A 26,870-nucleotide genomic window follows, 5' to 3' on the forward strand; every position below is an offset into this window, starting at 1 on the left:
GCCGAGCGAGGCGAGGGGGGAGCCAGTTGAGGCAAAAAAGCCCCTCTCCCAAGGTGGGAGAGGGGTTGGGATGAGGGAATTTAGACCCGTGCATAGCGATTTTGAGCATCGCGGCTGAGTTGCTTGAGTTGGGTTGGGTCGTTGCGAGCCAAATAATCAACGACATAGCTCAGGGTCATATCTGGATAATCATCGAGCAAGCCATCGAGCACTTGTTGCACAACCATTTGCACAAACTCATCTTGGCTCAATTCAGGGCTATAGACATAGGCCAAGCCATCGCGGGTGCGGTGCAAAATGCCTTTTTCGGCCAAGCGGCTCATTGTGGTCATTACCGTGGTGTAGGCAATATCGCGGCGATGTTGCAACGAACGATGAATTTGCTTAACTGTGCCTTGATTTTCTTTCCATAACAATTCCATAATTTCGGTTTCCAACGGGCCAAGCACCTTGACCAAGCCATCTTGGGTTGGGCTGAAACGAAAGCGCATTTTCAAACTCATCATCGGCTCCTTATTTTCTATCGAGATGTGGTGCAACGGGTTGTTCTTAGCTGCTTTGAGTGTACGCCCTTGCAAGAATTGGTGCTAGAGCTGAAGATTACAAAGACATTACGTAGTACGAGGTTACTATGAAACAAATTTCTGATGAATCGATTCGCCAAGCGATGCAGCAAGCCTTCCCAACTGCCGATGCTCGGGTCAGCTTGTTTTATGAGATGCAGGAATATCATCTGGGCTGGCGCGATGCACAGCTTGAGCCGACCCACGCTGATCGTGGCAAGTTGCTGCGCCCACGCTTTTGCTTGCTGGCTTGCGCCGCAGTTGGTGGCAACCCCGAACAAGCAGAGCCATTGGCTGCCGCGATTCAACTCTTACATGATTTTTCGTTAATCCACGACGATATTGAGGATCATAGCCCAACCCGTCGTGGCCGCGAAACGGTTTGGAAATTGTGGGATGTGCCGCAGGCGATTAATGTTGGCGATGGCATGTTTACCCTCGCTCAGCTTTCGCTGTTTCGTTTATCCGACGTTGGCGTTGAACCCTCAGTTGTCGTTGAAATTGCCCGCCGCTTCAACCAAACGATCATTCGTTTGTGCGAAGGCCAATATCTCGATATGTCGTTTGAGCAGCGCCTCGACATTAGCGAAGCCGATTATTTGGCGATGATCAGCCGCAAAACTGCTGCATTAATTGCTGCTGCTGCTGGCTTGGGGGCAATTTTAGGCAATGCCAACCGCGAACAAGCTACGGCCTTGTATAATTGGGGCGAAGCGCTTGGTTTGGCCTTCCAAATCGAAGACGATATGCTAGGCATTTGGGGCGCAGAAGCAGTTACTGGCAAGCCCGATGCCCACGATATTTGGGGCCGCAAAAAGAGCTTGCCAATTATCCATGCTTTGGCTCACGCTGACGCAGACGATGGCAAAACGCTGGCGGCAATTTATCAAAAAAGCGAGCTTGAAGCCAGTGATATTCCAACTGTGTTGGCGATTTTAGAACGCACTGGCTCGCAAGGCTATACTGCTGGCGTGGCCAAGTTCTATCACGAGCAAGCCTTGGCGGCTTTGGCCGATTTGCAAGGTGAGGCTGAGCCAATTGCCGAGTTGCATGGCCTAACCAAGCAATTATTGGGACGAGTGAAATAGTTGGGCTAACGGCAAGGCTGGTCTAGCCCAGTAATCTGCTAACCAAGGAGTAAGGGTTGGGCTACGGCCTTGCTGCTAGCCACCGATCATTATGATGCGAATTTTGTTGCTCACAGCCGAATATCTGCCCCAACCTGGGGGCGTAGGCGATTACACTGCCAAATTGGCCGAAGCCTTGACTGCAAGCGGCTGCCAAGTTTGCGTATTAACTGCTGGCGAAGGCCCAGAACAAACCGAACCTTGGCTGGTTTGGCGGCGAGTGCGCGGTTGGGGTCGCAAGCTCCATCAAGATGTGCGCAATGCTGCCAAGCAGTTCGAGGCCGATATTGTGCATATTCAATATCAAACTGGCGCATATGCCATGAAACCAGCGGTTAATTTGCTGCCCGCTGCCCTCTCGCAGCCAACCGTCGTTACCTTGCACGATTTGCGCATGCCCTATTTAGCGCCCAAAGTTGCCCCATTGCGCCGCTACGTCACCCGTTTGTTGATTGAAAATGCGCAAGCAGTGGTCGTTACCAATGCAGAGGATGAATCGCGGCTGGCTGGCGATGCGCCCAGTAGTAATCCCGATATTTATACCTTGACCCAGCCATTGGAGCCGCCCGCTCACTTGATTCCGATTGGCGCGAATATCGAAGTTGCGCCCTTGTCCGACCGCGAGCAGCTGCGCCAACAATTGGGTGCAAACGCCGAAAGCGTGCTTTTAGGCTATTTTGGCTTGCTCAACAGCACCAAGGGCGTGCATACGATCGTTGAATCATTGCAATATTTGCCCGCCACAACTCGCTTGGTGATTATCGGCGGTGGCACAGGCTCGCCCGAAGATGAAGCCTACGCCGAGCAATTGCGCGCCACCATCAGCCGCCTCGAACTTGACCAACGCATCCATTGGACGGGCTATCTGAGTGCGAGCGAGGTTTCGCGCACCTTGCAGGCCTTGGATTGCGCTGCATTGCCATTTAGCGATGGCGCATCGTATCGGCGCGGCAGTTTGTTGGCGATGTTGGCCCATGGTGTGCCGACAATTACCACGCCGCCGCATGTGCCGATCGATCCGTCGTTGCGCCACGAACGCGATGTGCTCTTGGTCGAGCCGGAGGATGCGATTAACCTGGCTTTGGCGGTCGAGCAACTTGCCGCCAACCCTGAATTGCGCCAACACCTGAGCCAAGCGGGCAAACGGATTGCCAGTTCATTCCGCTGGGAAACGATTGCCCAATTGCATCAGACGCTCTATCAACAGTTGCTTGCAAACCAACCAATTAACCAGGAGTAGGGATCAGGGGCTAGGGGTCGGGGGTCAGGGGCTGGCAGGAACATCATCAAATAAATCGGTGGCCAACGGAAAGGATCAAGGATGAGGGATGAGGGATGAAAATTAACCATTCGTGCAATTCGTGGCGAAAACGGCCTGATCCCCTCACCCCAACCCCTCTCCCAGCCGCTGGGAGAGGGGCTTTAACTTCGTGGTTCTTGCGCAATTGGTCCGTAAAAACGGCTGCTCCCCCTCGCCCGCGTTTCAGTGGGAGAGGGGCTTTTCATTCCATGGTTCTTGGACAATTTTTGGGAAACAAGGGTCGGCTCCCCCTCGCCCGCGTCCAGTGGGAGAGGGGGCTGGGGGTGAGGGCATGTCCTTGGTTTTCAATCCAATGAATCAGTAATATAGCGTTTTGACTTTTGCCTTTTGCCCTTTGACTTTTGCCTCATACTTCATACTTCATCCTTCATCATTTGGCTGGGTGTAGGCTGAATGAAGCGTTGCTGCACATTCTTGCGAGTGAGGCCGATGCCTGCAATCGAGCAAAGCAAACTGATCAAGACTAAAACGAGCACGAGGCGCAAGGCCCATGGGTTGGGTGGGGTTTTGGCTTCGACTGGCTGGCTACGGCGTGGGGGAAACAACACTTTGGGCGGAGCCAGCAAGCGCAATAATTCAGCGCGGGCTGCATCGCCAAGCTCACCGCTTGGGTCGGCAAACGATACTTGCTCAAAATGGGCTTTGGCTTGTTCGTGATCGTTTAATTCGGCATAGACTCGCCCACGTTCAACCAGCGCCGCCAAATCATCCTGATCGGCAGCGAGTAATTGATTCAAAATTTTGATTGCGCTGGCATAATCGCCACGCAAGCGGGCAGATTGGGCAGTTTCGAGCTTCATCATTTAAAAAAGCGCTGTGGTTTTTAGCCACAGCGCTGCTTGTAAGCAAACGATCAATTAGAATTCGATCAAGGTGCGCAAGGTATCGACTGAGCTGCGAACCAACTCTGCTGATTTGGCCATCAAAGCCTTTTCGTCGTCGCTCAATGGCAATTCGAGAATCTTTTCTACGCCACCAGCGCCCAAGACAACAGGCACGCCGAAGTAAAGATCGTTGATGCCATATTCGCCTTCGAGGTAGGCTGCTGCTGGCAAAACGCGCTTCTTATCCTTCAAGATGGCTTCAACCATTTGGACGGTTGCAGCTGCTGGAGCATAGTAGGCTGAGCCAGTTTTGAGCAATGAAACGATTTCGCCGCCGCCTTTTTTGGTGCGTTCGACAATTTCGTTCAAGCGTTCGGCGCTGATAAATTCGGTTACTGGAATGCCCGAAACCGTGGTATAGCGTGGCAATGGAACCATTTCATCGCCGTGGCCGCCCATCAACATGGCTTGAATGTCTTCAACTGAAACATTCAATTCTTGCGCCAAGAAGGTGCGATAGCGAGCTGCATCCAACACGCCGCCTTGACCCATCACCCGTTCTTTGGGGAAGCCTGAGGCAACCCGGGCGAGGTAGGTCATCGTATCCATTGGGTTATTAACCACAATGATGCAAGCGTTGGGCGAGGTTTTGGCCACTTTTTCGATGTTTGATTTGGTAATTTCGGCGTTGATTTTGAGCAAATCTTCGCGGGTCATGCCAGGTTTGCGGGGCGCACCTGAGGTCAAAATCACCACATCTGAATCGGTGGTTTCTTCATAGCTGTTGGTGCCAATCACGCTGACATCAAAGCCTTCGACTGGCCCTGATTGAAGTAAATCCAAGCCCTTGCCTTGAGGAATGCCCTCAACAATATCGACTAAAACAACATCGGCGAGTTCCTTGCTTGCCAACCAGTGTGCACAGGTTGAGCCAACGAACCCAGCGCCGATGATGGTTACTTTCTTACGATTAGCCACACATGCCTCCAAAATATCAAGCTGTGGTTACGATTCAAGTGTCGGAGATGCGTCTACGACCCATCTCTCACGCTTGCTCCTTAACCGATTTTTTATTTAACCACGAAGGACACGAAGAGCAAGAAGGTTTATTTGGCACAGATTTTTAGATTGATCATTTGGATTAAAGATCCTGATCCCTAACCCCCGACCCCTGATCCCTATTCGTGTTCTTCGCGCTCTTCGCGGTTATGGGTATTTATGCTTCAAGCGTTGCGAGAACGCTGCCTGCTTCGATGCTCTTACCGACCTCGCCATTCAGTGTAGCAATTGTTCCAGCTCGTGGCGTTGCGATTTCGTTCTCCATCTTCATTGCTTCGACGACAAACACCACTTGGCCAGCCTCGACGGTTGCACCGACGCTGGTTTTAATCGCCACAATTGTACCTTGAATTGGGCAAATCACTGCATTCGGATCCGTCGCAACTTCGCGTTTTTTGTTGGCGCTCCGTCGCGTTGGCGCGGCGGCCTTGGTGTTGGCAACAGGCGCGTTCAAGCCTTCGCCAGCAACTCGCACCGTAAAGCGCCGTCCGTTGACCTCGACCGCCAATTCGCGGCTTGGGTGCTCGCTAGCAGGCTCGGCAGCGCTTGGCGTTGCGCTTGGCAATTGCTTGAGTTTTTCTTCCAAATAGCGTGGAATAAAGCTCACCGTCACATCACCATGCTCAAAGGCTGGCTCGGCCAAAGCCAATTTATGAAATGGAATCACCGTGGTAATGCCTTCGATGGTGTAATCGTTCAGCGCACGCCGCATTCGTTGCAATGCTTCGCTGCGGGTTGCTCCCCACGTCACCAATTTGGCTAACATCGAATCATAATATGGTGGAATGACTGTGCCTTGCTCAACCCCAGCATCAACCCGCACACCATAGCCTTTTGGCTCGCTGTAGGCGCTAATTGTGCCCAGCGCAGGCCGAAAACCAGCTGCTGCATCTTCGGCGTTGATTCGACATTGGATTGAATGGCCGCGCAACTGAATTTCATCTTGGCTGAACCAGAGCTTTTCGCCTTGAGCGATGCGAATTTGGGCTTGGACCAAATCGATGCCCGTCACCATTTCGGTCACAGTATGCTCAACTTGAATCCGCGTGTTCATTTCGAGGAAATAAAATTGGCCATCTGGAGCAAGCAAAAATTCCAATGTACCAGCGCCAACATACTTGGTTTCGCGGCACAAACGCAAGGCACATTCGCCCATGGCGCTGCGCAATTCGGGCGAAACCGCTGGCGAAGGCGTTTCTTCAATCAATTTTTGGTGGCGACGTTGCACCGAGCAATCGCGCTCGCCGAGATAGACCACATTGCCATATTGGTCAGCTAGCACTTGAATTTCAATGTGGCGGGGATCAAGCACATATTTTTCAACGAATAATTCGCCATTTTTGAAGGCTGCTTCGGCCTCACGGCGCGCGCTTTCAAAGGCAAATTCAACTTCTTCGGCGCTGTAGGCGACTTTCAAGCCGCGTCCGCCGCCGCCAGCACTAGCCTTGATCGCAATTGGGTAGCCATATTCTTCGCCAAGGCTCAGCGCTTCGGCAACACTCTCGACCGCTTTGGTTGTGCCTGGCACCAGCGGCACATGGGCACGCAAAGCCACTTGACGAGCGTGAATCTTGCCGCCCATCAAATCCATGGCATCGGCGGTTGGCCCAATAAAGACAATTCCCGCTGCATCGCAGTTGCGCACAAAATCGGTATTTTCCGAGAGAAAGCCGTAGCCCGGGTGAACCGCGCCAGCGCCACTGCTCCGCGCTACATCGAGGATGGTTTCGGTTTGCAAATAACTTTGAACTGCTGGCGGGGGGCCGATCAAAAATGCATCGTCTGCATAGCGGACGTGAAGCGCATCGCGATCCGCTTCTGAATAGACGGCGACGGTGCGTAAACCTAATTCCTTGCATGCCCGCATCACGCGCAGGGCAATCTCGCCACGATTGGCGATCAGCACTGTATCGAAACTCATATGCCGTTGCAACTCCATTGTGCTATGGCAAGTCTTACGTTAATCATTGCCGTATGCGAAATTAGAGCCCCGTAATGCCGTAAAAACCGCCAGCTGCGCGGCGGCGCAGGCGTTCGATGGTGGCCCAGCGTGGTTGGATACCAGTGCGGGCTGGACGTAGGCCTTGGCGTGAAAGTTTGGCTGAGGCATGCCACGTATTAGCCGCGACCGCAAGCGCAGGCTCGGCTTCAGCAGCGGCCAAAACGCTCACGACGGCCACACTGAGTGCCGTTAGTTCTTCATCGCTAGGCATTGTTGCGCTTGTCACAATCATCTTCATAGGGCTATTATACTGTACTCGGCGGACGCTGCCAATATACATCCAATGGCACAGGCTTTGCGTTGAAGTAAGCAGAGTAAGTAAAAAATAGTGAAATAAGGAGTCTCTGATGAACAGCAAAGTTTTGCGCTTTGCCAATGTTGCGGCGATTATCTCCACAATCATTGTCAACGCTTTGGCCAATATCCTGCCGTTCAATGGCCTTGATACTGGCTCAATCTCCGATGGTTTTCCGGTGCGCTTTGTGCCTGCTGGCTATGTATTCAGCATTTGGGGCTTGATTTATTTGGGCCTCAGCGCGTTTGCAATTTACCAAGCCTTGCCCAAGCAGGCCAATAATCCTGCTGTGGCCAAAATTGGCTGGTGGTTTGTGGCTTCGTGTGCGTTTAATTGTAGTTGGCTTTTCGCCTGGCACTATTTGCAATTCCCGCTCACGATCGTATTAATCGTTGGCTTGCTGGTGTCGTTGATTACGATTTATCGCCGTTTGAGCAGCCTGCGCGCCAATGCCAGCACTGCTGATCGCTGGTTGATTCACACGCCGTTTTCAATCTATTTGGGTTGGGCCACGGTCGCAACCATCGCCAACGCCACAATTGCGCTCTATGATGCAGGCTGGCGCGGCGGCCCACTCAGCGATTCGGTTTGGACGGTGATTTTGCTGGCGATTGGGGTCTGTTTGGCAGCCTTCATCACCTTGCGCCAACGCGATGTTGCCTATGATGCAGTGTTGTTGTGGGCTTTTATCGGGATTGCGGTCAAACAAGCGGCGTTTCCAGTGGTAATGGGTGCAGCAATCGTCGCGGCTGTGGCAATTGGGGTGTTGATTGTGCTGGCGGTGATTCGTAAATTGCCAACCCAAGGCCGTAAAGCACTGGCGTAATTGAAACCACGAAGAACACGAAGAGCACGAAGAAATCTTTGCATGAAGATCCTTCGTGCTCTTCGCGATCTTAGCGGTTTTAGCTTTTTGGGAGATCCAAATCGCTGAGCCGCACGGTTTTGCGGGTGCCAAATTTGATTGTTTTTTGGCCTGCTGAGGTCATTTGACCATTTTGTTGCAAGTTTTCGATCTCTTGTTGCATGGTTTGGGCAAGGTCGGTTTCGCCTTGGTTGAGCAAGCGGGTGACCGCACCTTGCAGCTTTTGGGTGGCCGCGCCAATGTTGCCCTCGGCCAAATCTTCTAAGGCGCGGGTTTGCAACTTGTGGGCGCTGACTTTTTCGACAATGTTCATCACTTGCGGCACGACGGCAGTTGCTTGGGTTGGGTCGGCCACAAAATTCAACATCACATCGTAGCGGGCTTTTTCGCCCACAATTTGCATTTGGGGAATGTCGTAGTTGACCTCAATTTGGCCCAGCCGATATTGACCAGCCTGCTTGGGATCAACCAACATTTCGATCAGCACCATGCGATGTTCGTCTTTGGAAACGTCGCCAAGGCTCACGCCAACCGCCCGATCGCTAATTGGACGATAGGCTAATTGCTGGATTAATGGGGTGACTTGCCAGAGCGCCCGTGGCTCAACGCCCTGCACGAAGCGCAAGGTCAAAGCGGCGTTTTGCACCACTGCCGATTGGGCTTGCTGTACCGCACCTTGGAAGAACGACGCAATATCATTGGGATTGCTGAAATACTCGGCGACCCCGCCCGAACGATTGGCCATTTCGATCAACAGATCTTCGTTCCAATCGTCGCCAACGCCAAGCGCGGTTAGGGGCACGTTGGCCTTGCCAATTTCCTCGGCCAAGCGCAAACAATCGCGTTCGCCCTCGGTTTGGCCGTCGGTCAGCAAAATAATGCGGCTAATCGTGTTGGCATTTTGGCTACGGCGTACTTCGTTTAAGGCTGCTTCAAGCGCAGGCGCGATTTTCGTGCCGCCTGCATCCTTGATTTTGCCAACTTCTGCTTGAAGCGCGGCCACGTTATGAACTGGCTGAGCACTAATAATGGTTTCGCGCCGATGATCGAAAATCACGACCGAAACAATATCTTGTGGACCCATCAGGCCCAAGGCGCGTTGGGTGGCTTCGCGCACACAGCGCATTTTATCGCCCTTCATCGAGCCACTATGGTCGAGCACGAAGCCCACATTGACCGGCATTTGAACGTGGGCAACCGCTGGCGTTGCCGTAATATCCAGCAGCAAATAGACAACCTGCTGGGTTGGGAGCGCTGGCAACGCCGGACGAGCCAACGTACCAGTCAATTGAACTTCACCAGCCATGGTGATCTCCTTATAGAGAAGATAGAACAAAGAGCATAGAACATAGATAGTGAGTGTTTGCGATCCTACGTTTAATATGCTCTATGCTCTAGGCTCTTTGTTCTGCTTTAGTCTTCGAGTTTTTGGGTCAGTTTGCGGGTGGCGTAGCGCAGGGCTTTTTGATCGGCAGCATCAATTTGGCCACCGGCCTCAAGCTGTTGGGCACTTTGCTCCATCGTTTGGGCCAACTCGGTTTCGCCCAAATCGAGCAAGCGCGTTGCAGCAGCCCGCAGTTTTTGGGTTGCGCTGCCAATATTGCCCGCCTCGGCCTCGGAAAGTGCCCGCGTTTGCAATTTGAAGGCGGTTACTTTTTCGACCGTGTTCATAATTGGCGGATTAACCACGCTGGCCTTGGGATCGACACTGAAGCTCAATGGAATGTCGATTTTGAGCTTCGCTTCTTTGATGCCCAATACTGGCGCGTCGTATTGCAATTCTGCTTGGGCGATGCGAAATGTGCCTGCTTCACGCTCTGGCAGCATCAAATCGACCAAAACACTTGCGCCGTCGCCAGCAATTTCGCCAATGCTAACGGTAACTTCGCGCTCGCCAATTGGCTTATAACCAAGGTTTGAGATGCTTGGCTGCACGCGATAGACCGCTCGTGGCGTAACCCCGGGCAACAAGCGCAGCAACAAACGCGCATTGACCACGGTGGTGGTTTGGGCGCTTTGCAAGGTTTGTTGGAAATATTTGCTAATTTGGCTGGGGTCGGCAATATAATCCGATTCGCCGTTGGATGCGGCGGCCAAATCGTCGAGCAAAGCTTCGTTCCACTCGGTGCCCAAGCCGAGCGCCGTGATTGAAACGCCGAGGTCGCCAATTTGCTTGGCAATCGCGCGGCAGGTATCTTCATCGCCCCAAGTTTGGCCGTCGGTCAAGAGCAACACCCGCCCAACCCGATCGGCGGCTTGGAATTTTTGCAACTCGGTGAGGCCAGCTTGCAAGCCCAACGACATGGCAGTGCCGCCTTGCTCGCCAATCGATTCGATGGCGTTTTGCAAGGCTGGAATGTCATCTGCCAAACGGGCTGGCACCAACACTTCGAGCGTATCATCGAACAGCACAATGCTGACTGCATCGATTGGCCGCAAATTAGCCACGATTTCGCGCACAGCTTCGCGCAAATGTTGAATTTTATCGCCAGCCATCGAGCCAGAGCGATCGAGCACCAAACAGAAATTGAGTGGCGGAGCCGCTTGGACAGTCGGCACATGGTCGGGCTTGGCCTGAATCAAAACATAATTAACTTGGCTTGTGCCGCTTGGCAATGGTTCGCGGCTCCAAACTGCTGAAAGTGCTACAGGTTCAGTCATTATTTGGTCCTCAACTTAGTGTTCTACGCTTGGAATGCTATCAAAACGCACCACCACCACGCTAATGTTATCTTCGCCGCCGCCAGCATTGCCCGCTGCAATCAAGGCATCGCAAAGGTCGGCGGGGTTGGCGTGTTCAGCGAATAGCTCGGCCATTTTGGGGTCGCGCACCATCTCCCACATCCCGTCGGAGCAGAGAAATAGCGCATCGTTTGGCTGCAATTGGACCTCAAAGGTGTCGGTGCCAGGGTCGCCGCTATCGCCAAGCGATTTGAGAATTGCGTTGCGTTGCGGGTGATTGTAAATATCATCAGGATCAAGCTGGCCAATATCGATCAAGCGTTGCACGAGCGAATGATCTTTGCTGATGCGCTGCAATTTGCCATCGCGATAGAGATAGGTGCGGCTATCACCAACATTGCCCACAATCGCCCGATCGCCGACCACAACGGCCATCGTCAGGGTTGTGCCCATGTCGTTTTTGCGGCGCACGCTTTCTTCATAAACCGCTTGATTGGCTTGAAACGCTGCTTGTTTGACCAAATCGGCCAAATGTTTGCTTGAAACTGGGCCATTGTGCATTTGCGGGTCAAGCAAGGTCGAGACAAGCGTTTGGGCCGTGGTTGTGATGGCCAGACCGCTGGCAACCTCGCCACCTTCGTGGCCGCCCATACCATCAGCCACCACATACAAGCCAACATTGACTGGTTTGGCATCCCAGTTCAGGCGCAAATCCCAGGTCAGCACGCTATCTTCGTTGTGGTCGCGAATCATGCCAACATCGGTGGCATAGCCAGTGCGCACCCGCAAGCTGATTGGCGTGGCTTGTTCGGCTAATAAGGTTTCGAGAGCTTGGGCCAAAATGCTGGCATCGTTGATGCGTTTGGCGCGCAGATCGCTCAAAATGGTGGCAAAACCACTATCAAGCGGCGAAGGGTTGTTGGCATCGTCGAGGCGACGGGTATGGCGTTGAATGCCAGCCATTTTTTCGAGCACTAAGCCTAATTGCTCAACATCATCAAGCTGATCTTCTTTGCCTTGCGAGCGGCGAATCGCGCCAGCATCAGCCAGCTTAATTTCGCGCTTGTTGGTCAAGGCCAAATCGGCCAAGGTTACTTGGCCGAGCGCCAAGCCATTGCGGTGCAAATAGGCCAAAGCCCGCGAAACCTGAATTCCAATCTCAATGGCATCGGTTTGATCAACAAAGGTATTTGGCTCGCTGAGCAAGGTATCGAAGCGCACAAGGCTGGTGCCATCGGGCAGCACCGCAAAGCGTGAATCTTCGCCTACAAAGACCTCGCGCACAGTTGGCAACACCGAGCGCGCAGGATCATCTGGTAAATCATCGAGCAAGGCTGCGCCTATTGGCTGGGCGGCGGGAGTTTCTTGCAACAGAGCAGTTTGTTCTTCGACCTGCGACCCGCACTCCTCGCAAAACTGATCGTTCGCTTGTAGGGCGGCCCCACAGCGAGCGCAATGATCCCATGGTTCCAGCAGCGCAACCCGATACACGCGCAGGGTTGGCGTATCGGTCAACAAGGCGGTTACCCGATACACATCCTTCAAAATCGTGCCAATTGCAAACGGTTCGTTCTCCTCTGAAAGGTTGGCATGATTGAGGGGTTGGGTTCCACCAGTCATCGGTTCAGTCGGCTCAGACACAGGTCAACTCCTCTGAATAGGTCTAGAACAACAAAAAATTCCTTGTTCTTGGACGAATAAGCTTATCCGAATGTTTCTGATTATCGTTCTTCTGTCAATCTTCTGGTTGCATAGCGCAAGGTTTTGGTTTGCTCAGGGTCAATTTGGCCAGTTTCTTGGAGTGTTTGTTGGGCTGCTGCTGCTTGTTCGGCCAATTCATGCTCGCCCAAATCGACCAAACGGGTCACTGCCGCTTGCAATTGGCGGGTCGCTCCCGCCTGATCACCTTGGGCTGCTTGCTCAAGGGCTTTGTTTTGCAAGCGCCATGCCGTCACCCGCTCCAAAATTGCCACAATCTCTGGGTTGAGCGCTTGGTCAGCCCGTGGATGATATTCGATCACAACATCGCGATTGATTGGCTCTAAGCCTTGGCCTTGCGGATCGTCGGCCTGCAACGAAAGTCGCAGCAAGCGATAGATATTTGGCACATGGTCGGGAATCCGCAGTTCAAGCAGCCAGGCTGCTTTGGCGCGTTGTTCGATTGAGCCTAAGCTTAAACTCCCAGAACCAGCCTCGAACTCAGGAATTGGCACGTCGCCCAAGGCTGGCCGAATGCGCAAAATCCTTCTGATTTGCACATCGTGGGCCAAGCGTAAATCAAGCCGCGCCTTTTGGGCAATAATCGCATGCGCTCGGCCAAATTCGAGGTCAAGCAAATTGGGCAAGTCGCTGGGGTCAGTGATAAAGCTCGATTGACCGCCGCTCTGATCCGCAAAACTCATCAGCAATTGCTCTTGAAACTCGACTCCCAAGCCAATTGTCGAGACGGGTATTGAACGGGCGGCTAGATGGCGAGCATAGGCCAACGCTTGCTCATCATCTTCAACAAAGCCATCGGTCAGCAGCACAATCCGTTGCGAGAGGCCAGTGTTTGGCATGCTATCGAGTAGCTCAATCGTATTGCGCAAGCCTGGAGCCAGCCGCGTGCTGCGCCCAAGGTCGCCGCGTTCAAGGATGGCAACCGCGCCTTCAAGCCGTACCACATCGCTTGGCGATTTGGCTTTGAGCACTGCATGGGCTTTTTCAGCAAAGCCAATAATCGTAAGCTGATCATGGGAATTCAGCCGTTCGGCGGCTCCGCGCACTGCCTGACCAAGCCAACGGCTAGGGCTTTGCGCTCGTCGCCGCACTTCATCCATCAAATCGTCGCGAATTTTCCAAACTGGCACGCCATCAAGCATCACTTCGTGGGCAGCGCCACGGCGCATTAATTCGCGAAACAGCGTGCTATCGGCAATTGGCACGCGCATCGAAGGCGAACAATCGACCAACAAGACACAATGCACCGGAATGCGTTGATTGGCCTTGCCTTGGCCAAGCACTTCGGCCAACACATACAACACTTGCTCGCCGTTGTTGGCGGGTACGCTACTGCGTGAAAGGGTGAGCCTGAGATCTAAGCTCGTCATAGGCTTACTCGATTTCTAAACATTGCCGAAGCTTGGCAAAATCTACTGGATCGCCACTGGTTAGCCATTCGATGCTGCCTGCTTCGCTTTGGGAATTAAGCAGATCATCGGCGGCCAGCAGGCGTTGGGTTTGGCGCGCCACTGCTGCCCCAGTATCAAGCAAGGCAATGTTTGGCCCAGCAACCTCGGCAATCAAGGGTCGCAAAAATGGATAATGGGTGCAGCCCAACACAATCGTATCAGCGCCTGCCTTGAGCAATGGCTCAACATAACGCGCCACAGCATCGCGCGTTGTGGCACTTTGCAATTCGCCAGCTTCAATTAATTCAACTAAGCCAGGGCATGCTTGCGGCACAACCTGAACATCGCCTGCATAACGGGCAATCAAGCGCTGAAATCGTTCACCTGCGACCGTGGCTTGGGTGGCCATCACGCCAACTACACCAGTTTTGGTTTGGGCAATTGCTGGTTTGATGCCTGGCTCCATCCCGACAAAGCGAATGCTGAAATGTTCGCGTAAGTAATCAACGGCATGTAGAGTTGCAGTGTTGCATGCCACGACAATAATTTTAACCTCGCGTTCGAGCAAAACGTGCGTAACGCGCTCGGCCAAGGCCACAATTTCGGCGTGCGAACGCCCGCCATACGGGCAATTGCCTGTATCAGCGTAATAGATAATATGTTCATTTGGCAAGAGCGCGCGCACATCGCGCAAGGTCGATAAACCGCCAACCCCTGAATCGAACATGCCAATTGGTCGCTGTTTCATGCCTGAATCGCCTCGTTGCGGTTGGCGCGGGCAGCCTCAACAAAGGCCGAAAAAATCGCTTGCCAGCGCAAATCTTCGCCGAGCACCAGTTCTTCTGGGTGGCATTGCACGCCGACAACCCAAGGCCGTTGCGGATCTTCGACTGCTTCAATCAGGCCATCATCCGACCAACCAACTGCTTGCAGCTCAGCACCTAAATCTTTGACTCCTTGGTGGTGCATGGTGTTGACCGCAAACGGCGTTGTGCCAAGCAATTCAGCCAATTTTGAATCGTTGCTGAGGCGCAGTTCATGGGCTGGCAAATCGCGTTGTTGGCGCGCAAACGACTCGTCGTGGTTGAGCTTGGGCTCGTACTGCGAGGGTAAATCTTGGTAGAGCGTGCCACCATAGGCCACATTCAACAACTGAAAGCCACGACAAATCGCAAAGACTGGCTTGTGATATTGCTTAGCCCATGCCAACAGCTGCATCTCAACCCGATCTTGCTCGCGGTTGACCGTGCCAAGAGCGGGGTGTGGCTCCTCGCTATAATAAGCAGGGTCGAGATCAACGCCGCCAGCGAATAATAACCCATCGACAGCCTGAAACGCCGCAAATAACGCCGCTTCGTGCTCCACCAACGGAATTAAAAGTGGCACACCACCAGCGGCCTCAACTGCACGAATATAGGTTTGGTTGTTGCCATGAGCGAGAGGGTAGGGATGAGGACGGGCATAGGTTGCGCACGGTATCCCAATAATCGGCAAGCGTGATGGCATAGGACACTCCTTGATTGTGTTGCTCTTGCCATTCTAGCACGACCGCAAAAAAGCTGACGATTATGGGACGCTGATAACCAGATTACGCCCAGAATTTTTGGCCCGATACAAGGCTTGGTCGGCCTGGTCGTGCAACGTGTGCGCATCCCAATTGTTGTTGAGAGTGGCTACGCCAATGCTGACCGTAATGTGGCCTTGGCCAAAAAGATGCTCGGCAGTGCAGATGCGCAGGCGTTCGGCCAACAACACTGCGCCTTCTTGGTCAGTTTTCGGCAGGATGATGGTAAATTCTTCGCCGCCATTGCGCGAAACAATATCAACATCGCGCACATTATCGCAAACCAAGCGCGCGAAATCACGTAACAATACATTGCCAACCAAATGGCCATAATTATCGTTATATTGCTTGAAATAATCAATATCCAAAGCCAATAATGATAAAGGATACTCATAACGATAGGCTAAGGCAACTTCGCGATCAAGCATGGTGATAAAATGGCGTTGATTAAATAAACCAGTCAAGCCATCAGTTATCGCCAATTGCTGCGTAATTGTATACAGATGGGCATTTTCAATTGCGATTGCTGCTTGAGTTGCAAAAATTTCAAGCACTTGCACCGATTCAAACGAAGGCTTGCGCCGATCGCGCGGATCGTCAACTGAGAGAATACTAATTAAATTATTATCTGAATCGTACAACGGCACAAACAACGCATCATCTTGATGCCATTCATGCGGTCGCCGCTCGCCCAGATCGGCGCGATAGGTATCATCGCTGTTGCCCCAAATTGCTGTATAGCTGGTATGGCTGTGGGGAATATAATATGAGCGACTAATGCGAAATTCCTCGCGCATCACGCTGCGATACCAATCAATTGGCACTAATTGATCACGTAATTCAAACCAGCGCTCATCGGGCACACCAGCCACCGCTCGTCGCCGCATAAAGCTTGGCCGCTCTTGATCGACTAAACTGAGCAAGGCAATATTAAAACCTAAGCTAGCTTGAATCGCCCGCACAATTTCGGGCAGCAAATCATTTAAATTGAGGTTTGCACTTAATGCTTGGCTAATGCGTAACACTTCATTGAGTTGTTGTGATCGTTGGGCCAACAAAGCTTGTTGCTCAACCGCTTGTTGATGAATATGCGCATTATGAATCGAAAGCGCCGCATGATCAGCAATTTGGCTGACAAAACGGGTTGTATCCTGATTAAATGTACCAACCCGATCACTTTCTAGAATCATCACGCCTAAAACTTTGCCACTATGCACAATTGGTACTGTCATTTGGCTTAATGTGGTTGGCCGTGAATTAACATAATAGCCAGAATTACGAATATCAGCAGTCCAATCGGGCTGGCCAGTGCGCGCAACTAAGCCAGCAATCCCGCGATCAATTGGCCAGCCTTCGAATTGAAAGCGCCGAATTTCCGCAGGATAGCCCTGAATCGCCCGAATATACAAGCGCTGCTGCTCAGGATCAAGCAAACACACCATGCCAGCATCAGCGTGCATAATTGGCTGAATCCGGTCGAGCAAGCGATTGAGAATTGTATCGACATCGAGAGTTTCGTTTAAATCGCGGATGGTTGCTTCGAGGGTTTCGAGTTGGGCCACGCGGGCTTGGAGCTGTTGATCAACCGCTGCAAAGCGTTTGGCGTGGGCAATTGCCACCGCTGCTTGATCAGCGATCATGCTCAAAATTTGTTCGTCGTGGGAAGAATAGGCCTCAACTCGTTCGACCGATTGAACGCTAATGACCCCAAGGACCTGCTCGCCAAGCACAATTGGAACCCCTAAAAATGATTGCACAGGCTGGCCAACAATAATCGGCGCAACCGTAGCATTGTGATCATGGTCGTTAATGCGGAGAGGCCGCCGATGCTGCAAAATCCATTCGGTAAGGCCATCGGCATAGGGTCGTGAAGGCCACGAAACCCGTTGGCCGTTTTCGACCGCCAAGGCAAACTCAATCAATTGCAACTCAGGCGAGTATAACGCCAAATAAAACTGGCGGGTATCCATTAATCGCGATGTTTGACTATAAATCTCCTCAAGCACCGTATCCAATTCCAAGGCTTGATTAATCGCATGGCGAATCTCGTGGAGCGCATGCAGCTCGGTAATCATGCGTCGAATTCGCAAAGGATTGGCTTGAAAGTGAGTTCGTTGCCGCGAAGAAAGCCGTAGCACGGGTCGTCGCTTGGTCATGTCGCGTCCAGGTCGTTTTGTGCGATTAGTAAACACCGTTGTGGCCTATTATAACAGCTTGATTTTCTGCTTGTCTATGAATGTCCATCGGCGATCGCAGCTCTTCTCATGGCTGTATTGTAGCCTACCATGCAAGTGCCTAAGCTGCTTAACTTGGCAGCTTCACTTGGCTAAAGCAGGCTTCATACCACTGGTTACGGCCCAAAAATCGGCAACGATTGGCTTTTGACCAAGTGTAGTAGCACTATTGATTAAAGCTTTTAATTACTATGGCCTATTGTACACTATGTCACGTAGTACATTCGCGTGGTTAAGACAGTACCAAAGTCATAACCCATGTGGTGAGTTTAGGTGCTGACAGATGCCCGCTCTAGCAGCCAAATAAATCGTGGTATACTGCCCGACGTATGAGTACTGATGGTTCTACAACCGAAGATAACACAGAGCAAGCGGAATTACCTCTGATTGGCTAGACCAGTGAGCGGGAATTCCCGCTCGTTGTGTGTTTGCCACATGGAGGTGTCCGATGACCAAAATCCTCGATATTCGGCCAACCTTAGAAGACGTGCGGGCTGCGCTCGATGCTGGCGCAATCGACCAAGCAAGTCAACTGGTTGCCAACCTACACGCTGCCGATGCAGCAGCGATCCTCGATGAACTCGAATCCGATGAGCTGTACGAAGTGTTTGCCCGCCTCAACCTTGAGCATGGCGCAGATGTCTTAATCGAGCTTGATACCGATTCGCAAGTGGAGCTTGCTGAAACCCTCACCAGCGATCAGCTTTCCGATTTGCTTGAGCAAATGGAGCCAGATGATGCAGCTGATGTGTTGGTTGAGCTAGAGCCAGCCCAAATTGCTGCCACCCTAGCCGCGATGGACCCAGAAGATTCCGACGATGTTCGCCAATTGATGCAGCACGACGAGGAGAGCGCTGGCGGCTTGATGACTCCGCATGTTGTGACCTTGCGCGATCGCTTGAGCACCCAACAGGCAATCGAATTGCTGCGTGGTTTGCAGCCAGAAGATGAGTCGGTCTACTATCTGTATGTGGTCGATGCCAACGATGCCTTGGTTGGCGTGGTCAGTTTGCGCTCGTTGGTGATGGCTCCTGCCCAAACCCAGCTCAGCGATATTATGGATCGTAACGTGATTACCGCCAGTGTTGAAACCGACCAAGAAGAATGTGCGCGCTTGCTGGCTCGTTACGACTTGTTGGCCTTGCCCGTGGTTGATGCGCAACGGCGGATTGTGGGTGCAGTTACCGCCGACGATATTATTGACGTAATTGAAGAAGAAGCCACCGAAGATATGTATCGTTTGGCCAACCTGCCGCAAGACGAAGATGTTGAAGATTCGTTGTTTCGCTCATCGCGGCGGCGCTTATTTTGGTTGTTTGTCAATTTGCCAACAGCCATTTTGGCGGCTTGGGTGGTGAGTAACTTCGATGGCACGGTCGAAAAAGTGACGGCGCTGGTGCCATTTATGCCAATTATCGCTGGCATGGGCGGCAATGCAGGCATTCAAACCTTGACCTTGATTGTGCGTTCGATTGCGTTGGGCGAAGTAGCGACGGGCCAAGGATTTCGCGCCTTAGGCCGCGAGGTTGGGATTGGGGCAATTAACGGGGTAGCATTTGGCAGCGCAATTGGCCTACTTGGTTGGTTGTGGCAGGGCAATCCAATGTTGGGCGTGGTTGCAGGCTGTGCGATGTTGCTGAATTTGGTATCGGCGGCAATTGCTGGCACAGTTGTGCCGCTCACCCTCAAGCTATTTCGGGTTGACCCAGCCTTGGCCTCGGGTGTGATTGTGACCACCGTGACCGATGTAACTGGCTATAGCTGTTTGCTTGGCTTAGCTACAATCTTAATTCGCTATTTAATCTAGGAGCGTCTATGCCTACTGATAACGACCCGCCAGACCAGTAGAACGGCACGAGTTGCAAGATCAATTGCCTCGTGCCGTTCGTGTTTTTAGGGCCTTATTGGGTTGGCACTAAGAATTGCGCCGAACACCAACCCTCAACTTGAGTCTGAACCTCGCGTACTTGGAACCACAACGTCCCCTCAATATTTTGCTCGGAGAGCTTGGTTAATTGAGTTCCCTCAGGCATAGTTTTGACAATATTGCCACCAGGCTGATCGCGTAAGAACAAGCCATCGCTGCCAGTGCCAGTGACCGCAAAAACTGGGCCTTCGCTGGGAATCGTCCCGTTATCGGTGGGAATCAAGCCCTCTGGGGTGGGTGATGGCCCAACGATAATCCCCGAAGTTGGTTGGTTAGGCAGATTCAGGCCTTGGTTGTTATTGGGATCTTCAGTTTTGCCAGGCCGATTCGAATATAAGATGAAGATGATAAGCACAATCACCACAACCGTGGCGATTACGACATAGCGATAGCCACCTTTGCTAAGCCACGAGGCGACACCTTGGGTATTGAATGTGTCGATTGGGCTAGTGCGGCTGGTGGTGGCGCGGCGGCGCTCTGAGCGCCAATCATTGTTAACCATGCCTTGCCACGACTGATCATCTTTGCGCAACTCGGCTGGGTCAATCCGACGGGTAGGGGCGGTTGGGCTGGTTTCGTCATCTGGACGGTCATAGGGACGAAAGCGGTTTTGGCTCATCGCCGTCATCCTTTCATCGCTGCAACTACTCTAGGTCGCTTTCCTAGTGCCTATTATCAATGAAGTTTGGTGTTTGGGCAAGAAGAATCCTGCAAGCTCCGAATTATCCGCACTCTAAATTTGCTCAGCATGCTGACTGATTAAGGGTTGATCTCCAAAAAACGTAGCGGCCCTGGCAATATTGCTCGAGCCTGATAGCCAGAATCGATGAAATACAGCCCACGGCTATCTGGTTCCCACGCATTGCCACATAAGCTGGCAACCGGATTCTCAACGGAGACGATGGTGTCGGTGATCAGCGGCCCACCCGGCAGTGGAACCAAGGATACCTGCCCTTGGACGATCCGGTAGCGTCCATCGGGTGATCGGTTGCGCTTAATAAACCGTGGTCCCGTTGTCCACCATGGACTCGTCTTATGTGGATCAGTCTTTCGAGTATCTGTCACAGTTGCCGTCGATAGATCAATCAGCCAATGCGGCATGACAATCAAAACATCATTGCTTGCACCAAGCATCCAATCCATTGGATCTCCATAGGCATGCTTATCGGCCTCAGGAAGAACGATTGGTTGTTTCGTGATTAGGGAATATATTTGATACTGCTCAGCGGCAGGGCGATTCATCTGTACAATTAGCGCATATTCTCGGCTTGGGGAAATACTACAATCATCAATCTCTAGATTCAACACTCTGGGCGCAATCGCATCGCGTTCGTCGTGATCCAGCGTTGTGTTACAGGCCACAAGAAAAACCAGTAGACTAAGGCTACCAACCAAGCGTTTCCATCTCATCAGCTACTCCTTATCAATTAAGCAGTGGTTACAAGCCAAAATATAACATTCATGGTTTGTTTAATGATAGTACACTGAATAGCGAAGAATGAAGGCTCAAAGCGCGAGGCTAAAAGCAACCTTTGCAATCTTCGCGATCTTCGCGATCTTCGTGGTTTCAAACTTCGTGTTCTTCGTGGATCAATAGTTTGTTTGGAGGAAGCAGAATGCGGTATCGCAAACTAGGCCGAACTGGACTCAAAGTTTCTGAATTGTGTTTGGGCACGATGACCTTTGGCTGGAGTGTCGAAGAGCCAGAATCGTTTGCCATTATGAGCCAAGCACTTGATGCAGGCATTAACTTCTTCGATACTGCTGATGTCTATTCGCGTTGGGACCCGCGCTCGTATGCAGGCAAAACCGAGGAAATTATCGGGCGCTGGTTGGCCGAAGATCAAAGTCGGCGTGATAAAGTTGTGTTGGCAACCAAAGTGCGTGGCCAAATGGGCGACCAACCAAACGATCAAGGGCTTTCGCGCAAGCATATTATTGCGGCGGTCGATGCCAGCTTGCGGCGCTTGCAAACCGATTACATCGACCTCTATCAAACCCACTTTCCCGATGGCGAAGTACCAATCGAAGAAACCTTGCGCGCGCTTGACGATTTGGTGCGAGCTGGCAAAGTGCGCTACATTGGCTGCTCGAATTATCGCGCATGGCAATTGATGGAAGCCCTGTGGACGAGCGATAAACTGAATCTTGCACGCTACGATTCGTTGCAACCGCATTATCATTTGCTCAATCGCGAAGAATTTGAACGCGAACTGCAACCAGTGTGTTTGAAATACGGCGTTGGCGTGATTGTCTATAGCCCGTTGGCGGGCGGCTTGTTGACTGGTAAGTTTCGGCGGGGGCAGCCAATTCCTGAGGGCACGCGGGTTGCTGAACGTGGTCGTGACGACAAACGCTTGGGCGAGCCATTGTGGAAATTGATCGATCAGCTGGAAGTGTTAGCCGAAAAACATCAGAAAACCATTCCCCAACTGGCAGTTGCTTGGGTCACTGGCGTACCAGCAATTACCTCGGCAATTATTGGGGTAACCAGTAGCGCACAACTGCAAGATACCTTGGGCGCTGCCGAATTTGAACTAAGTGCCGAAGATCGGGCAACTTTAGACAACCTAAGTGCTTGGGAGAACGTCTAAGTAGCATTCGGATGGCCGACGTGGCTGCATCGTAAGCTTGGTTTTTGCTGCGAACCGTTGCCAAGGCGTAGGGGCAATGATACAATACCACGGGCAACTACATCGCATCTTCCATTTCGAAGGAGTCTGATCGCGATGAACTCTCCCGTACTCGTCCTCAACCATAATTACGAGCCACTCAATATCTGCTCTGCACGCCGTGCCTTGATGCTTGTGTTGGGTGGTAAAGCCGAAGTGTTGGAACACAACCACGCCGTGTTGCACACGACCAACGACACGATTGCTTGTCCGTCGGTCATCCGATTGGGCCATATGATTCGTCGTCCCTTGCCAAACGTCAAGCTTTCTCGCCGTGAAATTTTCCGTCGCGATCACTACACCTGCCAATACTGCAACCGGATCAGTGCTGATCTCACGCTTGACCATGTGTTGCCTCGCCACCGCGGCGGCGCACATAGCTGGGAAAATCTGGTAAGCGCCTGCCGCACGTGCAATCATCGCAAGGGTGGGCGTACTCCTGAGGAGGCACGAATGCGCTTAATTCGGCCACCCTTTCGCCCGTTTGCAAGCCCATACTATTTAATCGAACGCCGAATGCATGGGCTCGGTCTTGAAGAATGGCGTAAATTTCTGCCTGCGTCCTTTCAAACAGTGGAGGACGATCAATAAGGAGTTTTGGTATGTTACAGCGCATTGCAGTGGTCGATGATTCGAGTGAATTTCAACAGTTAATTGATGTGATGTTGCAATACCTTGGGATTCGCGAAATTCACCACTGGGCTTCGAGCCTCGAAGCGTTGCCAAAATTGATCCAAAATCCGCCAGAACTCCTGATTCTTGATGTGATGATGTCGGGGATGGATGGGTTGAATGTGTGGCGTGAGTTACGAACTCAGCCCACCACCAAAAGCTTGCCAGTGATCGTCTGCACTGCCGCAATTAATAGTATTGTGCATCAAGAAGCCCAGCTAAATGCTGACCCATTAACCGTGATTTTACCCAAACCATTTACGCTTGATGAATTGCGCCATGCGATGAGTCGGGTCGCGCCACTTTGGCAAGTGGTGGTCTAACGACAAAAAGCCGTAGTTAATTTGGCCTAAAAATGCGAATTAGCGCACTGTAATGCTGTTTCTGCTTGCATAGCATCGGTGGGTACGCTATAATACTTTCGCATTTTACGCCATTATTCTTTAGCAATTCGCCCAAATCCACGATCGTCATTCAGTGATCGACACGGATTATCAGATGCGCTGGATGCACAGCGCAGGGAGGAGCGGCATGGCTCTCACCACGATCCAAGCACTCTACGATGAAGCACGGTCTGCTCTCGAAACAGGGAAGGAGGAGCGTGCCATAGGTGCGAGTGAGCATCTGCTTGAATCGTTTCCCTATTATCTTGAAGCGTACCGTATCCTCGGCGAATCGTATCTCAACCGCCAAGATTTAGCCAAAGCCGTCGAAGCTTTTGAACGGGTCTTACGTTCTGACCCCGAAAATATCCCTGTCCATGTTGGCTTGGGGGTAACCTACGAGCGCCAAGGCAATCTCGCAGCGGCTATCCGCGAATTTGAGCAAGCTTTTGAAATTAAGCCCGATTTGCCCGAGTTGCGTTCGCAAGTCTTGCGTTTGTATACTGAAGCATGGGGCAGCGAAAACGCTCGCATTCTGCTGAAAAAAGCAGGCCTTGGGCGCATGTACGTGCGCGGACGACGCTTCGATAAGGCGATTCAAGAATTTAATGATGTTCTGGCCGATGATCCCAAACGGGTTGATATTGCGGTTGCGCTTGCCGAAGCACTCTGGCGCAATGGCCAAGAGGCCGAGGCCGCCGAAGTTGCCAGCGATATTCTGCGCGAATACCCCGATATGCTCAAAGCCAATCTGATTTTGGGCTATCACCTGTTGTCCGCCGGCGATCCCAAGGGCCGTACGTTGTGGCAACATGCCCAGCAACTCGACCCTAGCCAAGGCGTAGCCTATGCCTTGTTCGATGGAATGCTCCCCCCAGTCGAAGCCCCCGATACCAAAATTGAAGCCTTTGACGAAGCTGCTTGGAAGGCCAAAAAGGCTGATAAAGAACGACTTGCCCGCGAAGCAGTCGAGCAAGCTGAACGTGCTGAACGCGAGCGCTTGGCCGCCGAACAAGCAAGCAAAGCGCCTGCTGCCTCATGGCTGACCGAAGTCGAAGCCGCACCAGTTGCGGTTGGGGTTGCTGCCCATGGCGATGACGATTTCTTGCGCAGTTTGTTGTTTGGCGATTTTGGGGCCGCGCCTGCTAGCCCGCCTGCCCAAACCACCAGCGCCGAACCAGCCTACGATGTCGATTTCAATCTCGACGATTTAGGATTGGATATTCAACCCTTCTCGCTTGATGAGGTCGATGAAACCGACTCATTCAGCAACAAAGCCTCAACGCCTGCCATCGAACCAGTGCTTACGCCAGTTATGCCTGAACCAGAACCAGTCGTGGCAAACACTGCTGATCCTGATGATTTTGAGTTGCCAAGCGATCTCACGCCATTCAGTTTTGGCGATTGGGACGAAAGCGACATCGATGATATTCCAGGCATTGGCTCGGATACTGGCAAGCTGCCAGAACAATTGCAGCCATTCTCCTTGGAAAACTTCGACGATGTGCAACCTGAAACCAGCACCAAAGCCCAAGATGATGATGTTGTGTTGCCGAATACGCTCAAGCCTTTCTCACTCGATGAACTGAGTTTCGACGAAATCGACACGCCATCAGAGCCAAGCATGCCGTTTAGCCGCGATTTACCGCGCTATCCCGATAGCGAGGAAGAATCAACTGGCTTTAGCTGGCAACAACCACGCTCGCGCTCACGCTCAATCTTTGGCGCACAACCTGAGCCAGAGTTCAACCAAGACGAAGCAGATGACGCTGGCATCTTCAATCGCATGGTGATCAAGAAGCAAACTCAAACTTTGCCACCATTGGTCGAGCCAGTCTATGATCCAAGCGATTCAGACGATGAAGCGATGAACTTCTTCTCGAATGATAACGTCGATTTGCGCAATTATGATGATACTGATTTGCACACGGCGGATACTGAGCCTGCAATCACGCCATTCTCATTAACCGATTTGGGCTTAGATGCAGGCGAAATTGCCGATTACAACGCAATGGGCAACCTCGACCAACCACAAACCCAAGCCGATGAAGAATTGGAAATCAAACCATTCTCGTTGGCCGAGCTTGGGCTGAGCGACGATGAGATTGCGCAGTTGCAAGCCAGCGACGATAGTGCCTTGCCAACCGATCCAACCAACGACGAATCAGGCTTAACCCCGTTCGCGTTGAATGAATTTGGCTTCGATGCTCCCGCCGCTAGCGATGAGCAAGCATTTAGCTTCGATGAGCCAAATATCACCCCATTCTCGCTCGACGATTTGGGGCTTGATGCTGATGAGCAAGCGCTCTACTCAGGCGAGTTCAATGCAACACCAGTCGCCGAGCCTACGCCCAAGGTTGAAGAAGAACCAAATATGACTCCCTTCTCCTTGACCGATTTGGGCCTCGATGCTGACGAAATTGCGCAATTCGAAGCCATGAATCAAGCGCCAGCTGCCGATGATGAATTCAATTTCGATGGCGGTTTGCAGCCTTTCTCACTCGATGATTTGGGCTTTGATCAAGAGCCACAAGCCTACGAGGAGCCAGTGCGCGAGCTAAGCGATAGCTCACAACCGTTCTCCTTGAATGATATTGGCTTGTCGGCTGAAGAAATTGCTGCCATCGAGCAAGCTGGCCAAAATCAAAGCGATGACCCAATTTTTGATAACTTGTTGGGCATTGGTCAACATCAAGGCTATGTCGATTTGACTGATATCATCAATCAATTTGATGATCCAGAATCGCAAACCGAGGAAATCGACCGCATCGCGTTAGCCTTACACGACAATGGCATCCAAATTCGCGATGGCGATGAAGTTATCAATATGGACGAGGAGTTCTCTGGTGATGAGGCCGATGGCTACGAAACCGAAGAACCACTTGCCAACTTCATTGCTGGCGATTTCGATCAGCCTGTGAGCTACAACCAACAATCAACTGATTTGGAGCCAGAAATGACTCCGTTCTCGTTGACCGATTTGGGCTTGAGCGCTGAAGAAATTGCTGAACTCAATGGCGAAAGCAGCGAAACTACTGCTGAAGCACCAGCGCCATTCTCATTCGATAATTTCGAATTGGATACGCCAACGACGAACGAAGCTGAGCCAGAAATGACTCCGTTCTCGTTGACCGATTTGGGCTTGAGCGCTGAAGAAATTGCTGAACTCAATGGCGAAAGCAGCGAAACTACTGCTGAAGAACCAGCGCCATTCTCATTCGATAATTTCGAACTGGATACGCCAACGACGAACGAAGCTGAGCCAGAAATGACTCCGTTCTCGTTGACCGATTTGGGCTTGAGTGCCGAAGAAATTGCCATGTTGAATGGCGACACGGCAGAACCTGCCACGGAAGAACCAGCACCATTCTCATTCGACAATTTCGAACTGGATACGCCAACGACGAACGAAGCCGAGCCAGAAATGACTCCGTTCTCGTTGACGGATTTAGGCTTGAGCGATGAAGAAATCGCGATGCTCAATGGCGACACAGCAGAACCTGCCACGGAAGAACCAGCACCATTCTCATTCGACAATTTCGAACTGGATACGCCAACGACGAACGAAGC

At 52.0% G+C, this 26,870-nt stretch carries 22 protein-coding genes; 8 read left to right on the forward strand and 14 right to left on the reverse strand.

Annotation, left to right across the window (positions count from 1 at the left end; genetic code table 11):
* Positions 1-80 precede the first annotated feature (80 nt).
* Positions 81-506, reverse strand: a complete 426-nt coding sequence (locus ACFMKP_RS21815) for a BlaI/MecI/CopY family transcriptional regulator (protein WP_382295062.1) — start codon at positions 504-506, stop codon at positions 81-83.
* Between the two features lie 125 nt (positions 507-631).
* Between ACFMKP_RS21815 and ACFMKP_RS21820 the strand changes: the two genes are divergently transcribed.
* Positions 632-1,651, forward strand: a complete 1,020-nt coding sequence (locus tag ACFMKP_RS21820) for a polyprenyl synthetase family protein (protein WP_382295064.1) — start codon at positions 632-634, stop codon at positions 1,649-1,651.
* A 91-nt stretch (positions 1,652-1,742) separates the two neighbouring features.
* Positions 1,743-2,930 (forward strand): glycosyltransferase family 4 protein, encoded by a 1,188-nt coding sequence (locus ACFMKP_RS21825; RefSeq protein ID WP_382295065.1) that lies wholly within the window; start codon positions 1,743-1,745, stop codon positions 2,928-2,930.
* Positions 2,931-3,364: 434 nt separating this feature from the next.
* Here ACFMKP_RS21825 and ACFMKP_RS21830 read toward each other — a convergent pair whose 3' ends face one another.
* The 4 genes from ACFMKP_RS21830 to ACFMKP_RS21845 form a co-directional block, all read right to left on the reverse strand.
* Complete coding sequence (locus ACFMKP_RS21830) at positions 3,365-3,814, reverse strand: tetratricopeptide repeat protein (RefSeq protein ID WP_382295067.1); 450 nt, start codon at positions 3,812-3,814, stop codon at positions 3,365-3,367.
* A 54-nt stretch (positions 3,815-3,868) separates the two neighbouring features.
* On the reverse strand, positions 3,869-4,813 hold the full coding sequence (mdh, locus tag ACFMKP_RS21835; protein ID WP_204755823.1) for a malate dehydrogenase: 945 nt from the start codon (positions 4,811-4,813) through the stop codon (positions 3,869-3,871).
* 238 nt (positions 4,814-5,051) lie between these two features.
* The gene (accC, locus tag ACFMKP_RS21840; protein WP_382295070.1) at positions 5,052-6,815 is read right to left on the reverse strand and encodes an acetyl-CoA carboxylase biotin carboxylase subunit; all 1,764 of its coding nucleotides are present in this window, start codon (positions 6,813-6,815) and stop codon (positions 5,052-5,054) included.
* 61 nt (positions 6,816-6,876) lie between these two features.
* Positions 6,877-7,122, reverse strand: coding sequence for a hypothetical protein (locus tag ACFMKP_RS21845; RefSeq protein ID WP_382295072.1), 246 nt, complete (start codon positions 7,120-7,122; stop codon positions 6,877-6,879).
* A 121-nt stretch (positions 7,123-7,243) separates the two neighbouring features.
* On the opposite strand from ACFMKP_RS21845, the gene ACFMKP_RS21850 reads away from it, so the two are divergent.
* Positions 7,244-8,017: a tryptophan-rich sensory protein gene (locus ACFMKP_RS21850; RefSeq protein WP_382295074.1), complete on the forward strand. Its 774-nt coding sequence runs from the start codon at positions 7,244-7,246 to the stop codon at positions 8,015-8,017.
* Positions 8,018-8,096: 79 nt separating this feature from the next.
* Here ACFMKP_RS21850 and ACFMKP_RS21855 read toward each other — a convergent pair whose 3' ends face one another.
* The 7 genes from ACFMKP_RS21855 to ACFMKP_RS21885 all read right to left on the reverse strand — a co-directional run bounded on the left by ACFMKP_RS21855 (position 8,097) and on the right by ACFMKP_RS21885 (position 17,568).
* On the reverse strand, positions 8,097-9,362 hold the full coding sequence (locus tag ACFMKP_RS21855) for a VWA domain-containing protein (protein ID WP_204755819.1): 1,266 nt from the start codon (positions 9,360-9,362) through the stop codon (positions 8,097-8,099).
* Positions 9,363-9,469: 107 nt separating this feature from the next.
* On the reverse strand, positions 9,470-10,717 hold the full coding sequence (locus ACFMKP_RS21860) for a VWA domain-containing protein (RefSeq protein WP_382295077.1): 1,248 nt from the start codon (positions 10,715-10,717) through the stop codon (positions 9,470-9,472).
* Between the two features lie 15 nt (positions 10,718-10,732).
* Positions 10,733-12,379, reverse strand: a complete 1,647-nt coding sequence (locus tag ACFMKP_RS21865) for a protein phosphatase 2C domain-containing protein (RefSeq protein ID WP_382295079.1) — start codon at positions 12,377-12,379, stop codon at positions 10,733-10,735.
* An 80-nt stretch (positions 12,380-12,459) separates the two neighbouring features.
* On the reverse strand, positions 12,460-13,827 hold the full coding sequence (locus tag ACFMKP_RS21870; RefSeq protein ID WP_382295082.1) for a VWA domain-containing protein: 1,368 nt from the start codon (positions 13,825-13,827) through the stop codon (positions 12,460-12,462).
* Positions 13,828-13,831: 4 nt separating this feature from the next.
* On the reverse strand, positions 13,832-14,596 hold the full coding sequence (murI, locus tag ACFMKP_RS21875) for a glutamate racemase (RefSeq protein WP_382295085.1): 765 nt from the start codon (positions 14,594-14,596) through the stop codon (positions 13,832-13,834).
* Entirely contained in the window at positions 14,593-15,354 is a 762-nt protein-coding gene (locus ACFMKP_RS21880; protein ID WP_382295088.1) for a gamma-glutamyl-gamma-aminobutyrate hydrolase family protein, read from the reverse strand. The genes murI and ACFMKP_RS21880 overlap by 4 nt, the downstream gene beginning before the upstream one ends.
* Before the next feature lie 60 nt (positions 15,355-15,414).
* The gene (locus ACFMKP_RS21885; RefSeq protein ID WP_382295091.1) at positions 15,415-17,568 is read right to left on the reverse strand and encodes a diguanylate cyclase; all 2,154 of its coding nucleotides are present in this window, start codon (positions 17,566-17,568) and stop codon (positions 15,415-15,417) included.
* Positions 17,569-18,094: 526 nt separating this feature from the next.
* Between ACFMKP_RS21885 and mgtE the strand changes: the two genes are divergently transcribed.
* Positions 18,095-19,453 carry a magnesium transporter gene (gene mgtE / locus ACFMKP_RS21890; protein WP_382295094.1) on the forward strand — a complete coding sequence of 453 codons (1,359 nt, stop codon included), beginning with the start codon at positions 18,095-18,097 and terminating at the stop codon, positions 19,451-19,453.
* 94 nt (positions 19,454-19,547) lie between these two features.
* Here the strand turns inward: mgtE and ACFMKP_RS21895 are convergent, their stop codons facing one another.
* Together ACFMKP_RS21895 and ACFMKP_RS21900 are read right to left on the reverse strand one after the other, a co-directional pair.
* Positions 19,548-20,192 carry an SH3 domain-containing protein gene (locus ACFMKP_RS21895; protein WP_382295097.1) on the reverse strand — a complete coding sequence of 215 codons (645 nt, stop codon included), beginning with the start codon at positions 20,190-20,192 and terminating at the stop codon, positions 19,548-19,550.
* 140 nt (positions 20,193-20,332) lie between these two features.
* A complete protein-coding gene (locus ACFMKP_RS21900) occupies positions 20,333-20,983 on the reverse strand; it encodes a hypothetical protein (RefSeq protein ID WP_382295099.1) in 651 nt (216 codons plus the stop codon).
* Positions 20,984-21,189: 206 nt separating this feature from the next.
* Here ACFMKP_RS21900 and ACFMKP_RS21905 point away from each other — a divergent pair, with 206 nt between their 5' ends.
* From ACFMKP_RS21905 to ACFMKP_RS21920, 4 genes are all read left to right on the forward strand, one after another.
* Positions 21,190-22,167 carry an aldo/keto reductase gene (locus tag ACFMKP_RS21905; RefSeq protein ID WP_382295102.1) on the forward strand — a complete coding sequence of 326 codons (978 nt, stop codon included), beginning with the start codon at positions 21,190-21,192 and terminating at the stop codon, positions 22,165-22,167.
* A gap of 135 nt (positions 22,168-22,302) precedes the next feature.
* Positions 22,303-22,836, forward strand: a complete 534-nt coding sequence (locus ACFMKP_RS21910; protein ID WP_054534795.1) for an HNH endonuclease — start codon at positions 22,303-22,305, stop codon at positions 22,834-22,836.
* A gap of 11 nt (positions 22,837-22,847) precedes the next feature.
* Complete coding sequence (locus tag ACFMKP_RS21915; RefSeq protein WP_382295104.1) at positions 22,848-23,240, forward strand: response regulator; 393 nt, start codon at positions 22,848-22,850, stop codon at positions 23,238-23,240.
* A gap of 208 nt (positions 23,241-23,448) precedes the next feature.
* The coding region (locus tag ACFMKP_RS21920; protein WP_382295107.1) for a tetratricopeptide repeat protein at positions 23,449-26,870 on the forward strand (3,422 nt) is incomplete at its 3' end.

Origin of the sequence: Herpetosiphon sp. NSE202 (assembly GCF_042688385.1) — a bacterium.
Lineage (GTDB): Bacteria > Chloroflexota > Chloroflexia > Chloroflexales > Herpetosiphonaceae > Herpetosiphon.

Coding starts and splice junctions, on each gene's coding strand:
- ACFMKP_RS21905 (WP_382295102.1), top strand. CDS start 21,190: ATGCGGTATCGCAAACTAGGCCGAACTGGACTCAAAGTTTCTGAATTG.
- ACFMKP_RS21870 (WP_382295082.1), bottom strand. CDS start 13,827: ATGACGAGCTTAGATCTCAGGCTCACCCTTTCACGCAGTAGCGTACCC.
- ACFMKP_RS21910 (WP_054534795.1), top strand. CDS start 22,303: ATGAACTCTCCCGTACTCGTCCTCAACCATAATTACGAGCCACTCAAT.
- ACFMKP_RS21880 (WP_382295088.1), bottom strand. CDS start 15,354: ATGCCATCACGCTTGCCGATTATTGGGATACCGTGCGCAACCTATGCC.
- accC (WP_382295070.1), bottom strand. CDS start 6,815: ATGAGTTTCGATACAGTGCTGATCGCCAATCGTGGCGAGATTGCCCTG.
- ACFMKP_RS21900 (WP_382295099.1), bottom strand. CDS start 20,983: ATGAGATGGAAACGCTTGGTTGGTAGCCTTAGTCTACTGGTTTTTCTT.
- ACFMKP_RS21815 (WP_382295062.1), bottom strand. CDS start 506: ATGATGAGTTTGAAAATGCGCTTTCGTTTCAGCCCAACCCAAGATGGC.
- ACFMKP_RS21825 (WP_382295065.1), top strand. CDS start 1,743: ATGATGCGAATTTTGTTGCTCACAGCCGAATATCTGCCCCAACCTGGG.
- ACFMKP_RS21850 (WP_382295074.1), top strand. CDS start 7,244: ATGAACAGCAAAGTTTTGCGCTTTGCCAATGTTGCGGCGATTATCTCC.
- ACFMKP_RS21885 (WP_382295091.1), bottom strand. CDS start 17,568: ATGACCAAGCGACGACCCGTGCTACGGCTTTCTTCGCGGCAACGAACT.
- ACFMKP_RS21830 (WP_382295067.1), bottom strand. CDS start 3,814: ATGATGAAGCTCGAAACTGCCCAATCTGCCCGCTTGCGTGGCGATTAT.
- ACFMKP_RS21855 (WP_204755819.1), bottom strand. CDS start 9,362: ATGGCTGGTGAAGTTCAATTGACTGGTACGTTGGCTCGTCCGGCGTTG.
- ACFMKP_RS21860 (WP_382295077.1), bottom strand. CDS start 10,717: ATGACTGAACCTGTAGCACTTTCAGCAGTTTGGAGCCGCGAACCATTG.
- ACFMKP_RS21820 (WP_382295064.1), top strand. CDS start 632: ATGAAACAAATTTCTGATGAATCGATTCGCCAAGCGATGCAGCAAGCC.
- ACFMKP_RS21915 (WP_382295104.1), top strand. CDS start 22,848: ATGTTACAGCGCATTGCAGTGGTCGATGATTCGAGTGAATTTCAACAG.
- mgtE (WP_382295094.1), top strand. CDS start 18,095: ATGACCAAAATCCTCGATATTCGGCCAACCTTAGAAGACGTGCGGGCT.
- ACFMKP_RS21895 (WP_382295097.1), bottom strand. CDS start 20,192: ATGAGCCAAAACCGCTTTCGTCCCTATGACCGTCCAGATGACGAAACC.
- murI (WP_382295085.1), bottom strand. CDS start 14,596: ATGAAACAGCGACCAATTGGCATGTTCGATTCAGGGGTTGGCGGTTTA.